At 52.2% G+C, this 13,848-nt stretch carries 13 protein-coding genes; 2 read left to right on the top strand and 11 right to left on the bottom strand.

Going from position 1 to position 13,848, the window contains the following annotated elements:
• Window positions 1-16: 16 nt before the first annotated feature.
• The 7 genes from MKY96_RS11190 to MKY96_RS11160 form a co-directional block, all read right to left on the bottom strand.
• Window positions 17-1,333 (bottom strand): hemolysin family protein, encoded by a 1,317-nt coding sequence (locus MKY96_RS11190; RefSeq protein ID WP_340940392.1) that lies wholly within the window; start codon window positions 1,331-1,333, stop codon window positions 17-19.
• Window positions 1,334-1,648: 315 nt separating this feature from the next.
• Entirely contained in the window at window positions 1,649-2,050 is a 402-nt protein-coding gene (gerQ, locus tag MKY96_RS11185) for a spore coat protein GerQ (RefSeq protein WP_340944527.1), read from the bottom strand.
• A 147-nt stretch (window positions 2,051-2,197) separates the two neighbouring features.
• A complete protein-coding gene (locus MKY96_RS11180) occupies window positions 2,198-2,620 on the bottom strand; it encodes a cell wall hydrolase (RefSeq protein WP_340940390.1) in 423 nt (140 codons plus the stop codon).
• 239 nt (window positions 2,621-2,859) lie between these two features.
• Window positions 2,860-3,258 carry a DUF2500 domain-containing protein gene (locus tag MKY96_RS11175; RefSeq protein ID WP_036695387.1) on the bottom strand — a complete coding sequence of 133 codons (399 nt, stop codon included), beginning with the start codon at window positions 3,256-3,258 and terminating at the stop codon, window positions 2,860-2,862.
• Window positions 3,259-3,432: 174 nt separating this feature from the next.
• Window positions 3,433-3,609, bottom strand: coding sequence for a hypothetical protein (locus MKY96_RS11170; protein WP_179090460.1), 177 nt, complete (start codon window positions 3,607-3,609; stop codon window positions 3,433-3,435).
• A gap of 229 nt (window positions 3,610-3,838) precedes the next feature.
• Window positions 3,839-5,086, bottom strand: coding sequence for a WD40/YVTN/BNR-like repeat-containing protein (locus MKY96_RS11165; protein WP_340940386.1), 1,248 nt, complete (start codon window positions 5,084-5,086; stop codon window positions 3,839-3,841).
• 85 nt (window positions 5,087-5,171) lie between these two features.
• Window positions 5,172-6,557, bottom strand: a complete 1,386-nt coding sequence (locus tag MKY96_RS11160; RefSeq protein ID WP_340940383.1) for an APC family permease — start codon at window positions 6,555-6,557, stop codon at window positions 5,172-5,174.
• A gap of 199 nt (window positions 6,558-6,756) precedes the next feature.
• Here MKY96_RS11160 and MKY96_RS11155 point away from each other — a divergent pair, with 199 nt between their 5' ends.
• Entirely contained in the window at window positions 6,757-7,680 is a 924-nt protein-coding gene (locus MKY96_RS11155; RefSeq protein WP_340940382.1) for an L-lactate dehydrogenase, read from the top strand.
• A 282-nt stretch (window positions 7,681-7,962) separates the two neighbouring features.
• Here the strand turns inward: MKY96_RS11155 and MKY96_RS11150 are convergent, their stop codons facing one another.
• Together MKY96_RS11150 and MKY96_RS11145 are read right to left on the bottom strand one after the other, a co-directional pair.
• A complete protein-coding gene (locus tag MKY96_RS11150; protein ID WP_340940380.1) occupies window positions 7,963-8,892 on the bottom strand; it encodes a tyrosine-type recombinase/integrase in 930 nt (309 codons plus the stop codon).
• Between the two features lie 35 nt (window positions 8,893-8,927).
• Window positions 8,928-9,839, bottom strand: a complete 912-nt coding sequence (locus MKY96_RS11145; RefSeq protein ID WP_340940377.1) for a LysR family transcriptional regulator — start codon at window positions 9,837-9,839, stop codon at window positions 8,928-8,930.
• Window positions 9,840-9,959: 120 nt separating this feature from the next.
• Between MKY96_RS11145 and MKY96_RS11140 the strand changes: the two genes are divergently transcribed.
• On the top strand, window positions 9,960-11,234 hold the full coding sequence (locus tag MKY96_RS11140) for an APC family permease (RefSeq protein WP_340940374.1): 1,275 nt from the start codon (window positions 9,960-9,962) through the stop codon (window positions 11,232-11,234).
• 663 nt (window positions 11,235-11,897) lie between these two features.
• On the opposite strand, the gene MKY96_RS11135 is transcribed toward MKY96_RS11140, so the two are convergent.
• Window positions 11,898-13,274 carry a DUF4179 domain-containing protein gene (locus MKY96_RS11135; RefSeq protein ID WP_340940372.1) on the bottom strand — a complete coding sequence of 459 codons (1,377 nt, stop codon included), beginning with the start codon at window positions 13,272-13,274 and terminating at the stop codon, window positions 11,898-11,900.
• On the bottom strand, window positions 13,271-13,807 hold the full coding sequence (locus MKY96_RS11130) for an RNA polymerase sigma factor (RefSeq protein WP_340940370.1): 537 nt from the start codon (window positions 13,805-13,807) through the stop codon (window positions 13,271-13,273). The genes MKY96_RS11135 and MKY96_RS11130 overlap by 4 nt, the downstream gene beginning before the upstream one ends.
• Between the last annotated feature and the right edge of the window lie 41 nt (window positions 13,808-13,848).

The following is a 13,848-nucleotide window of genomic DNA, read 5'->3' as shown; positions in this document are numbered from 1 at the left end:
TATTGTATGCAGCAGCTTATGCTCCGGCTTCTTCCGTCAATAACTGCAGCTTCAGCAGCTTGATCCGGGAAATCCGCTTATTATCGGTTTCTTCGACCACGAATAAATGATTGTCGAACTCAATGGACTGGCCCTTTTGCGGCGGATTGACCTCCAGCTTGGAATACAGCCAGCCGCCGATCGTATCATAATCATCAGTCTCCATATGGATTCCGAGCTTGTCGTTAATCTCTTCAATCAGCATCAGTCCGTCAACGGAGAACTCATCCTCTCCCAGCTTCTCAATGCCGGGCCGCTCCTCGTCGAACTCATCCTGAATCTCACCGACAATCTCTTCCATAATATCCTCCAGTGTAACCATCCCCGAGGTACCGCCGTACTCATCAATAAGAATGGCGATCTGGGTCTTGGCACGCTGCATGACCTTCAGGAGACTGCTGATCTGAATCGATTCCGGTACCGTCAATATCGGACGGATCAATTCATTATAGCTCGGCGCCTTCTCCCGGATCATATCCTTAATATGAATGAAGCCAAGAATATGGTCCTTGTCTCCGTCACAGACCGGATACCGGGTTCTCATTCCATCGAAGGCAATCTCCAGATTCTCCTCCGTCTCCAGATGCGTGTTCAGACAGATCATCTCGGTACGCGGAATCATAATCTCCCGGGCCATCGTGTCCGCAAATCCAAAAATATTATCCACCAGCGTCATTTCTGTGTTGTCGATGAGGCCGCTTTTGTTACTCTCCTGCATCAGGATGCGGATTTCTTCCTCCGTATGCGCAGTAGCCAGCTCGGAAGCCGGTGTCAGACGGAAGATCCGCAGCAGTCCCCGGGCCAGCCCGTTAACGACCCAGATGAATGGAAACATGATCCGGTAGAAAACGTTCATCGGTCCCGCAGTTAACAGAAGCACCGCCTCAGCCTTATTCACAGCAATGGTCTTCGGTGCAAGCTCGCCGAGTACGATATGAAGAACCGTGATGAACATGAAGGCAATAATCAGGGAGATGACAAATACAGTAGTTTCATCAAAGCCCAGACCCCTGACCAGCGGCCCCACAATCGTGGCCACGGCCGGCTCTCCGAGCCAGCCCAGTGCAAGTGAAGCAAGGGTTACCCCAAGCTGGCAGGCCGACAGGAAGCCATCCAGATTATGGACGATGTTCCTTGCGGCCAGCGCTCTCTTGCTGCCTTCCTCAATCAGCGATTCAATGCGCCCGCTGCGCACCTTCACCATCGCGTACTCCACCGAAACGAAAAAACCGTTAAGCAGCACCAGCAAAATAATAAGTCCTACATGTAATATACCGGGTAAAGGGTCGCTCAATTTATACTCCTATCCACCGTAATCTGTACGGCTGGATAGGCCCACCTCCTTCGTTTGCTCAAAATGTCAGACTCGATTACGCTAAGAGAAACCTTGCGTATCAATTCCCCAATGCCCTCATCTCCTATACAAAATCACGGATTATAAATAATACTTTCATTATATAAATATATTAGGTGAAACAGCAAGCATGCGTGTCCCCTCGAAAAATACAGCATATGTACGTACGGGAGCATAAGTAACGGCTGACCGCCTCAAACCAAGGCGGACAGCCGTTTTTGGATGATTCTATGGATAAATGGCCGGAAAAGCGGATTAGCAGCTGCGCACTCCAAGCGGATTCCCGACAACGCCCGGATATTGATAGACAAGCGGCTCTTCGAAAGTAGCGTAATCAAAGTTAACCATCAGCAGCACCACCCGCTGTCCGGTAGCCCGGTCGCTGATAATCAGGTGGTCACGGCCCGCAGCTTCCAGCACCCCGGTATAGACCTTGGCATTCCAGTCCTTGTTGTTCTCATATGTGAAATAGAAGGTGCCCACCTTGCCCAGGTTCAGGCGAAATATATTCTCCACATAGGACTGTTCGTACACGGGCGCGGCTGTGGAGATCACGGTGCCGCCGGGCATCATGGGACTACCGCTGCTGACCTGAGGCGGCATGGCGGCCATGGTGCCCATGTTTCCCATTTTCCCCATATTCCCGATGTGCCCCATGTTGTTCATGTTATTCATGTTCTCCATATTATTCATATTGTTCATGCTGCCTGCTGGATTGCTGCCCATCATATAAGGAACTGGGCGGTACGGTTGAACGATCATGTACGAATTACCTCCTAAATTATAATAATGATTCTGTCCTGCTTAGTATACTGCCGGACAATCTCCCTGTGTCGGAGTGAAGAAGCAGTGAGCCTTGTAGCGTCCGGTATTCTGCTGATTGTACCAGGTCCCCGGACAGTCGCCGACAGGGCGGAAGAACCAGAGCGCATTCGAGGCCGGCCAGGTTCGCTCCCCGGCAATCGCACGTTTCGCCAGCCGGATATCGGCTTCCCGCGCCCGTTGATAGAAGTATCCCTTCTGCGGGGCTTCGAAGCCGCCGGGGCTCTGGTACACCATGTCGTTCACACTGCGGATGTTGTTGAAATCCAGACAATTGCCAAGAATCCGGTTCACTCCGACATTGCCGACCATCAGCATGCCTGACTCTCCATCCTCTTCAGCCTCTGCCCGCATCAGCCGTGCAAGCACTCTTACGTCCTCCGAGTTTGTTTTGATGACAGCCACGCGTTCTCCTCCTTACATTCATTTCATAGACGGGTGAAGCTATGCAGACTATGTGATTCTCCGTTGTTCTTTTGCTGCTCGCTGTATTGTATGTGTATTCGCCCAGGAGGTGACAGTCTGCGCCCAATTTCCTGTTTCCTCTTCTTCCGTCTCTATGCCGGATACACGCAAAAACCCCCTTGCTCCACAGCGGGAACCAGGGGGGTCCTATCACCATCTATAATACATTGCCATCTTAGCTACTCCGCCGTGGAGTAGTGAGGACGCCGCTGAAAGCCATGATACCGTGTCCCCTGATACGTCAGTATGCCTTGATCCCCCTCAGCGCTCATCCCGTATTCCTGTCCCTCCACCTTGAATTCCCTGCGCACCCCATCCTCAGCTTCATAGGTCAGATAGTAGGTGGTGCTGGTCCGGCTGGAGAGACTATCCTCCTGGGACTGCTGCTGGCGCACTTCGGTCCGCTTGCTCACGATACGGGCGGGAATGGACTGCAGGGGGGCTTTATTGTTCCGGCTCCACTGAAGCAATCCCCGGCCCGCAGACACAGCGATGATCCCCACGACCAGAGCGAGAAAGACCGGCAATACCGTTCCTGTAAAATCGAACAGCCAGGATGGATCACTCCCCGTTCCCATTGTCTCTTCCCCCTTATTCCCAAGTAGTTAGCACACCTGCCCATATAGGCTTCTCTACATGTATATGCCTCTTGTCTGTCTGGCAGCACCGGTACACACGGCAAAAAGACCATTCAGGCTCCGGTACTTCCGGGAACTTAAATGGTCTTCTATAATACCCGATTGGCGGTTACATTAAGCATGAACGAGGTCTAAGAGTTGTCTGGTTTCGTTCGTTTCTTCCGGCATCATACCGTTCTCTGCCCAGCAGGCTTTGCATTGTTCTTCAGTCTGGCACAGATGAGCGTCATCGCAGTTGTAGCACAGTTGCATCAGGTTTCTAGTCATATAATCCGTTTCAAAAGTTGTCATTGTAATCTCTCCTCTTCGGGTTGGAAGTTTGTTTGAAAGTTTGTGAAAAAAGTAACTTGTTCTCTATGTGTTAAATATATCACAGGATTCAAAATTTGTCATGTGATTTTTTTCACATTTTTAAAGAAAATTTTAAATAAGATTTTTCCTTATATTGTAGAGGCCTTTAAACAGATTTAATGTGAAAAAAAGAGGCTGTCCGTCAGAACGGACAACCTCTTGTACAGTATTACATTACACGCCAGCTCTCGCCGCCGTTAGTGGTCTGAAGCAGGATCGACTTGCGGTCCTCCTCCTTCGAGATCAGCAGCCAGCCGACATCACTTGAAATGAACTGCAGCTTCACTACCTCCGGATACTCCAGGAGCTTGGATTGAAGCACCGTGCTGGCCGGGAGGGCCGTCCAGGTCACTCCTTGATTCACCGTCTTATAGAGCAGATTACCTTCCAGCGACCAGCCTGTCATAGAATTCAGGAAGTCAGGTGCCACATTCCGGTTCATGCCGGACAGCGCCGGCCGTCCGAATGTGGTGAATTTCCAGTTCTCTCCCCCATTGGCAGTAAAATAGCCGTTAAAGGTCATGCTGCCTTCCTTTTCCTTCTGACAGCCGACCGGCATCCAGCCTCCCTCTGCATGTTCTCCGAAGAATTCAGGGACACCCGTAACCACCCGGTCACATCCGGCAAAGCTGTCATTGACCAGGAATTCCGAACCCGATACCCAGGTCGCCCCTCCGTCCCTGGTCATATAAATCTTGGGCAGAGCGCCGGTCTGCAGCATAACAAACCCCCGGCTCTCGTCATTAAAGATCATCCCGGTTGTTACCCCCGCATGCGGAATGGAACTAGTCGGCAGATTCGGATTATACTGCTCATTCTGCATCACCAGATTCCAGGTGGCTCCGCCATCCTTGGTAGCGTACAAGGCTTTGCTCTCTTTGGTTGCACTTGCATCCCACTTGGTCATCAGCCAGCCGCTGCGGCTGGAGCTGAAATAGATGGAGGACAGCTTGTTGGAATCGGGGAACGCTGAGATCTGCCAGCTGTGTCCACCGTCTGTGGTACGCAGCACCACGGTCTCGGTGGAGCCGAACGAGCTGCGGATGATCCAGCCATGCTCGGGGTCGGTGAAAAAAATCTCTTTGCCGTAGACCGGATTGCTTAGAAATTGTACATTCGTAGCTGGAGAGATATTCGCCCAAGTCTTGCCGTTATTGAGCGTCATGTACATTCGAAGCTCGTTGCGCGTTACCCCCCAGGCTAGTCCTGCTGAGGGGTTGAGCAGCCGGAAATCGGTCAGCCGTGTCTGAATCTGGTATTTCTTTGCATTTTCGGGTTCGACATTCTTGTTATCCGGGGTAATGACTGTAATCATCTGCCCTTCTTCCGGCGCTTCAGTCGGCTGAGGAGGCCGGGTAGCCTCCGGCGGAGGGGCGGACGAGCAAGCCGAGAGAATCAGCAGAGTCATAAGAAGCATCAACGCCACTCTTAGAACCTTGGAACATGAAGCTTTGGCTGACAATGCTCTCTCTCCTTTTCTGCATTAATGAGTATTTAAAAGATTATTTCTTCGTATTCAGATTACTGCGTTTGTAGCCGTACAATGAGTAAATTACCAGTCCGAACGCAACCCAGATGATGAAGCCAATCCAGGTCTCTCTGCCGAGATTATACATTAAGTAGCCGCAGGCTGCCGCACTAAGGAGTGGAACCAGCGGAACCCAAGGAACCCGGAAGCCTCTGCGGAGATCTGTCTTCGTCCGGCGGAGCATAATGACCCCGAGAGACACAACCAGGAAGGCAAATAAGGTGCCGATACTCGTCAGATTCGCCAGCCTGTCCAGCGGTACGAAGCCGGTAAGCACAGCGATCAGGCTGCCCACCATCCAGGTACTGCGCACCGGGGTATGCGTTGTGGCGCTAACCTTGGACAAGCTCTTCGGCAGCAGGCCGTCTCGCGAGATAGCGAACAGCAAGCGGGTCTGGCCGAACAGCATAACCAGCAGAACGGTCGTCATTCCGGCAATCGCCCCGATGGAGATCAGTCCGGCAATCATATTCTGGCCCACGAACCGCAGCGCAAAGGATACCGGATCGCTGACATTCAGGCTCTGATAAGGAACAATGCCCGTCAGGACCAAGGATACGGCGATATATAAAACTGTACAGATAGCAAGGGATGAGATAATCCCGATTGGAAGATCGCGCTGCGGACGCTTCACTTCTTCTGCGGCGGTTGAAATGGCATCAAAGCCGATATAGGCAAAAAATACAGTGGCCGCGCCGTTCATCACGCCATGAATCCCGAACGGCAGGAAGGGCGTCCAGTTCTCCGGCTTCACATAGAAAATACCGGTGATGATGAACAGCAGCACCACGGATATCTTAATGGCGACCATCACTGCGTTGAAGCGGGCGGTCTCCTTGACCCCCCGTGTCAGCAGATAGGAGATCAGCAGGATAATGATGACGGCAGGCAGATTGATGAATGTTCCCTTATCCGCATTATACGCTCCAGACAAAGCTGTGGGCAAATGTATCCCGAAGCCCTCCAGCAGACCCTGGAAATAACCGGACCATCCGCTGCTTACCGCTGCGGCGGCAACCCCGTATTCCAGTACAAGATCCCAGCCGAGCACCCAGGCCAGCAATTCGCCGAAGGCCACATAGCTGTAGGCATAGGCGCTGCCGGATACCGGCAGGGTCGATGCAAATTCAGAGTAGCACAAGGCGGACAGCACACAGGCAATCCCCGCGATGATGAAGGACAGCACCAGTCCCGGTCCGGCATGCTCCGCAGCAGCCACACCTGTCATTACAAAGATCCCGGTGCCGATGATGGCTCCTACTCCAAGCATCGTCAAATCCAAGGCGCCCAGTGTCTTGCTAAGCTTCTCCGCTCCGGCATTCTGGGGAATAGCCAGCGGTTTTTTGCGGAATAAATCCATACTTCAGTTCGCTCCTGTCAAGTGGTTGAGTGGATAACAGAAAAATCGTTGTTAGCTTACCCTATTTCGGGTAATGGATGAAATACGGACAGCTTGAAAACACTATCCCTAGCGATTATGATGGATAAGATTGGACAGCAAGTGGAATGGCTCTGCCTTCCTTATATTACCAAAATACAAATGCTGGAGGAGATTTAACATGGCCCCATTTAAGCCCAATCGTGTTGTAGTCATCGGTACCGGTGCAGTCGGAACCACTACAGCCTATACGCTGCTGCTGCGTAAGCGCATGCCCGAGCTTGTACTGATCGATGTGAACCACCAGAAGGCGCTTGGTGAAGCGCTGGATATGAACCATGGTATGCCTTTTGTAGGAGGCGTGAAGCTTTGGGCCGGTACCTATGAGGATTGCCGCGAAGCCGACATTATTATCGTCACTGCCGGAGCCTCCCAGAAGCCTGGTGAAACCCGGATCGACCTGCTCCGCAAGAACATCTCGATCTTCAAAGATATCATCCAGAAAATCACGAAATACAACCATCACGCGATCCTGCTGATTGCGACCAATCCGGTCGATATCCTGGCGTACGCCACCCTGAAGATCAGCGGCTTCGACCGCAGACGGGTTATCGGCTCAGGAACGGTACTGGACAGTGCCCGCTTCCGTTACCTGATCGGGAAGCACAAGGAGATTGACCCGCGCAGCATCCATGGACAGATCATCGGGGAGCATGGCGATTCCGAGCTGCCGGTCTGGAGTCTCGCCAATGTCGCCGGGATTGATCTGGGCTTCGATGAAGACGAACGCAAAGAAATCTTCGAGGATACGAAGAATGCCGCTTACGAGATTATCGATGCCAAGGGATCGACCTCCTACGCCATCGCGCTTGCACTGGACCGCATTGTATCGTCCATCCTGAACAATGAAGGCTCCGTTCTGAATGTATCTACATTACTGAACAACTACAACGGAGTCTCTGATGTGTTCCTCGGCGCTCCGTGTGTTGTGGACCGCTCCGGTGTGCGTGAGGTGCTTGATCTTCCGCTCAGCGAAGAAGAACAGAGCTTATTCCAGCAGTCCGCTGACAAGCTCAAGAGTGAAATCGCCAAGCTGGAGCTATAATTCCAGCCGGAATGAGCCGGCCGCCAATCCGCAGGGATTGGCGGCCTTTTTTTTGAAATCTAAGCATTGAAATCTGAGCATCCAAGCATTTACAAGCCGCGAAGACGCGTTAAGCGGCTAAAGCGAATGTTGCGGTTGATTTCATGCCCCCGTTTTTCCCTTTCTCATGGTAGCAATTCAGAGACAAGTTGTCATCATAAAAATGCACATTCCATGTAATTTATGCGTTAGGGTTTGAACAAAAGTTCATAGTTCAAGTGATAATATTGCTAGACAGACGGATTACAGGCTGCCGCTCAGCTTATCAGCACTGCTGATTTGCAGTCTGGACATCGCCTCTTCCTTCTCCCGGCTCGTGATATGCGTATAGACTGTAGTTGTCTGAATGGAAGAGTGACCCAGCAGCTCCTGCACCGTCCGCAGATCCGCGCCCTTGCGCAGCAGCATAGTGGCGAATGAATGCCGCAGCTTATGGCTCGAATAGGCACGCTGCTGGGAAGAGGGCAGCTCACTCTGGAAGCGGCTGAAGGTATCCGCAGCAATGCCCTGAATTCCCCGGATCGACAGTCTGCGGCCCTTCTGCGAGATGAACATGGCCTCTTCTTTGCTGCGCCAAGGGACCAGCCGGTCCGCAATCGCCTGATCGAGATACGGGGCTACATCCTCCGGAACCGGTATGCCCCGCCATTTGCGCCCTTTGCCGAAGACCCGCAGCGTGCGCCGGTCTACATTATAATCACTCAGATTCAGCGTATGTACTTCCCCTACCCGCAGCCCCATATAGGACATAAGCAGGAAGACCGCCAGATTGCGGCTTCTGTACTTGCCGTCCACCGCCGACAGGAACCGCCCCAGCTCTTGCTCCTCCAGATAGACCGGCTCACGGTTTTTGTCGGTCTTGGATTTCTTGATCCCTGCCGCCGGGTTAATAGATAACAGCTCCAGCTCGGACAGTGCCTTGAACAGACAGTTAACCGAGGCGTGCTTGCGGTTACGGGTGGCATCGCTGACTCCCCGCTCACGGACCGAGGTCAGGTAGGACACCACATGCAGCTTCTTCACCGCTCCCAGCTCCTTGCCGTTCAAATGGTCCAGGAATTCCCGCACATCCGCAAGGTAGGATTTCTGGGTATGTGCTGTATAACCGGCATCCTTCATCCAGATCAGGAAGGCCTCCAGCTCTTCTTCGTATGTTAGTTCCAGCTCATTCATGATCTGTCCCCTCCCTCTTAAGTACAACTATTATATCATTCCTCCGCAGTAGCTTCCCTCCATCCGGCGGCATGCTTCTCTACCATTCTGAGGAATTCACTGAGCGCAGGAGACTTCCATTTCTTGTTATGGTAAGCGATCTGGGTGGCCACCCGCTGCGACTGGTCATTCCAGTTCAGCCGGCCCAGCTTGCCTTCCGCCAGCTCGCGCTTCACCGTAATCTGCGGCAGAAAAGAGAGACCGAGTCCGGCCATCACGCACTGCTTGATTGCTTCAATGCTCCAGAACTCCAGATTCGGATCAGGAAACACACCGTGGCTGTTCAGATGACGTTCAAACAAGGTGCGGTAGGTGCAGCCCGCTTCGGTATGCAGAATCGTTACGTTCTTCAGCTGATACGGCTCCACTTCAGCAAGCTCCAACAGCGGATGATCCAGCGGAGCCACCAGAGCCATGGCTTCATGGATCAGCGTCTCACAGTGCATATCCTTATACTCTGTTTCCGGCTGCAGCAGGAAGGCCAGATCCAGCTCCCCGGAGCGGATGAATTCGGTCAGCTCCCAGCAGGCCCCCGGCTTCAGGGTAATCTGCACCTGCGGATACCGGCTGCGGAAATCCTTGATAATTCCCGGAAGCCGGAAGGCCGCCAGAGATTCCGGTGCACCAATCCGCAGCGAACCGGCGATTTCGGTCTCAGACCGGAGGGCATTCTCAGCCATCGTGTGCATCTTGGAGATTTCCTGGGCATACGGCAGCAGGCGGCGGCCTGCATCCGTGAGCATAATCTTTTTGCTGATCCGGTCGAACAGCGGCTGCCCCAGCTCTGCTTCCAGAGCCTGAATCTGTGCGGTAATGCTGGACTGGGCATAATCCAGCTTCTGCGCAGCGCGGGTAAAGCTTCCGGTCTCTACCACAACGAGAAAGGTGAACAGATGCTTCGATTCCATAGCGGACCTTCCTTTGATCCATCGGTTTTTTGAATGGATGTTATTTGATAATTCCGTTTTTCCAATGGATCTATTATCTGATACTCTAGAACTAAATACAAGGAAAGCGGGATTATACATATGAAGAAACACACCTCGTTACAACGTACCATCGGCATGCCTCAGGCCATTGCCTTATACATCGGGGCTGTCCTCGGTTCGGGGGTATTAATTGTCCCCGGGCTGGCAGCCGAGATGGCTGGCCCTGCTTCGCTGCTGGCCTGGGGCTTCATGACCCTGCTCATTCTTCCGCTTGCCTTATCCATGGGCCTGCTCTCTGCCAAGTTCCCTAACGCCGGGGGCGTCTCCCACTTCGTTACTCTAGCCTTCGGGCCGAAGGCCGGGGCCCTTGTCGGCTGGTTCTTCCTGATGTCCGTTCCGATCGGCGCACCAGTCGCTGCATTGACCGGTGCAGGATACATGACGGCAGCGATGGGCTGGGGCGATCCGGCCAGAATCGCCCTTGCCGCCGGGATGCTGGTGATCGGACTCCTAACGAACTGGATAGGTATGCAGGTCGCCGGTAAAGTGCAAATTGCTGTGGTGATCGCTATTATTGCCGTACTGGTCTTCTCTTTTGCCGCTGCGCTTCCGGGGATGGAGCGTGCCCACTTCACTCCGTTTGCGCCGCATGGCTGGATGAGTGTCGGGCAGGCGGCCGCTATCCTCTTCTGGTGCTTCATCGGCTGGGAAGCCGTCTCGCATCTGTCCGAAGAATTCAAGGAACCTGAGCGGGCTGCAGTCAAGGGTGTGACTATCGCGGCTGTAATTGTCGGCGTCCTGTATTTCCTCTCGGCACTTGCTACCGTAGGTACGCAGAGCTATCTGCACGGCGGGGCAGATAGCTCCCTGCTCTGGATCATCAGCCAGCCGCTGGGGGTGTGGGGCGGGTTCATCGCCGGACTCACCGGTCTCTTCATCTGCACGGCGACGATCATTGCCTATGCTGGCGCAGCTTCACGCGTGGCGTATGCGTTGTCCCGGCAAGGCTATGCTCCCGGCTGGATGGGCCTTGTATCCAATCGGTATCAGACGCCTGTAGGGGCCATCGGCTTCCTGGCGCTCTGCTTCACCTTGATATTATCGCTCTACGGCAGCGGGGCGCTCTCGATTACGACACTGATCACCTTCCCTAATGCCACCTTCATTCTTACCTATATTGGGGGCTGCGCAGCCGGAATCCGCCTCTTGCGCGGTAGCCGTGCAGGCGTAACAATTAGTTGGATTTCTTTTGCCGCTACACTGGCCGTGTTCCCGTTCACAGGCTGGGCAATTCTCTACCCGCTGCTGATTACGGCGGCATTTGCCGGAGTGGACTATTGGAGATACGGGGTAAGGCGTGTGGGGGAGCGGTGAGGGGATTTTAATGCTACATACTTAAGGGCTGGACTCGAAGCTTGGTCGTCGCTGCGATGAACATTTGGCCCTCCGGCTGCTGTTGTATTTGGATTTCCTGATTATAACCGCTCTTCGCGGTAGAAATCCAAATACAAAGGCGGACGCTATCGCTCCTCCAGTTCCAAATTTCCCCTCCGCTCCTTTTTGCTTTTCGTATTTCTTAAGTGCATTAAACAAAATAACCTGTGGGCTGTGCTTCCAGCCCTTGTACCTGCATGCCTGCAAATTGTATACTGTTTTTCGCATACATGGCCCACAAACACCACCGCACCGATTGTATTCGGTTTTTCGCATATATCCGGCTCGCAGTCTTCATACCAGCACATTGTATTCGGTTTTCCACATACATTCGGCTCGCAGTCTTCATATCAGCATATTGTATTCGGTTTTTCATATACATTCAGCTCAAAGTCCTCGTGCCTGTACATTGTATTCGGTTTTTAGCATACATTGGGTCCAGGCTATCGAGCAGAACAGATATTTTACCTTTTCAAGACTTATGCAGCAACAAAATGACCATACGAATCATTCAAAGTCACTCCTCCCAATCACAAACAGGCCACGCCCGTCCCTGGCAGGACAGTCGCGGCCAATACTTTTATAAACGTTGAATTTCAGCAGCTATTTGGTCCACTGAACCGGAATCCGCAGACGGAATTGCTGTATATCCTCTGGATAGGAGAAGGAACGGGCCATAATCTCAAGCTTATCAGAGGGCTGTACGGGCGGGAAAACAAGCTTAAATGCCAGTTTATCCCGGCTAATCCGCATCGGCTGTCCTGTTTGTGTGATTGGCTGATTTTGTCCTTGAAGTAAGGTTAGCTCGGTTAACTGGCTCATCACCTGACTGACCTCATAATATACGACCGTCTGCTTCTCCTCATAATCAACAGCCGTAACTGTAACCGTTCCTCCCTGAATTCCTCTCAAAGTTAGAGGATATGACCCATTCAGGCTCTGGCGATCTTCATGTAATTTAATTTGCGAATTCCCTAGTCTCCCAGAGACGATCAGTGTCATATATTCCGGCTTGGGGTTCAGATCAGTCAGCGGCGAGAAATTGAAATAATAGTAATCAGCAGTCGCCCCATCTCCACCTTTGTCAATATATATGGTGCCAATATCATCTTCGAGCATTACATTAAGCCATGGATAAGGATAACTTGTTGTAACAATCACTTGCGAAGTTACAGGACCGAGAGTAAGCTTGTCTACAGTATATAGTAAGTTATTGTATGTGAAATTCAGATCCTTGGGATAGATGGTAGTGCTTAGCGCAGCACTCTTCCCCCTATCCAGCAGGACAGATACATCCCAGTTCCCCCTCGTTGTCCCGATACAATCAATACTCATATTAAGCCTAAGCTGATCCGGCAGGTCCTTGTCCCCGAAGCTTAGGCGGGTTGTACCTACGAAGGTATGATCTCCTGTAATCGTAAAATCATGGGTCGATATACTTTGCGGTTCATACCCTTCGAAGTTAAGCTTATAGAAGACTGCCGCTTCCTTGCCGGAAATGGGCGCTGACGATGATGGATAGGTCACCTCATAATTAAGCACCAATGAAATTCCGTCATAGTATTCCTCTACCAGATTGAAGGTGATGCCTTTATCTGCAATGATCGCACCTGCCGGATTACTGAGATGCTTCTCTTCAATCGGCTTCAATTCCCCGCGGTCGACTCCTTTAGCATACAAGTAATCGAAAAACGGAATCACACGCAGCGCTTCAGCAACCGGAGGCGAGACGAATCCGATCCCAATAATGGATCCGGCTGTAACAGCTAGCGCAGCTGTGGCGCCGATGACCCACTTCCTGTACGATGATAACCGGTGTCTGTATCTTGGGGCTTTCCCTACTCCTCCAGTATGTAGCTGCCACAATTCATCAAAATCAACAGAAGAAGGCATACTGTGTATCATGTGTTCAGCTTCCTTTTGTAATTGTGCGGTTACTGCTCCGGATTCAACATCCAGCCTGTCCTTAGCTGTCGTCATTTCAGTCCCTCCTTCATCATCAGTACACCGGGGTCAAGCTCGCCGCATTCTCTCAGCTTGCGCAGTGCCGCATGAAGCCTGGATTTGCAGGTTCCCAGCGGAATGCTTAATACCTCTGCGGTCTCAGGCAGCGATAATCCGGCATAATAGTGCAGGGTGATCACTTCGCGCAGCTTCGCGGACAGACGGCTGACCGCCTGCCATAATTCCAGCTGATTCTCACTATGCAGGGCGAAGCTCTCGGCGGAGTGCTCTTTTCCCTCTATAGTGACGCCTGCCAGGAGTTGTATCCAGGTCTTCCTGCGTAACAGATTACGGGACGTATTGACGGCAATCCGGTACAGCCAAGGCCGAAGCGGCCTGGAGGGATCGTACAAATGATATTTTGCAAAGGCACGCAGAAAAGTCTCCTGGGTAATATCATCGGCCAGCACCCGCTGCTTGGTCATCATAAGGGCAATCCCATAAATATAAGCGGAGTGTGCTTCAAACATGTCCTTGGCCTGCTGCTCTGTAATGGGATAATTCTTCAACGCTCGCTTCCCCCCTTTCTTACTGGATATACGCTTTGACC

Source organism: Paenibacillus sp. FSL R7-0302 (assembly GCF_038006885.1).
Lineage (GTDB): Bacteria > Bacillota > Bacilli > Paenibacillales > Paenibacillaceae > Paenibacillus_AQ.
This window is presented reverse-complemented; position numbering and strand designations above follow the sequence as displayed.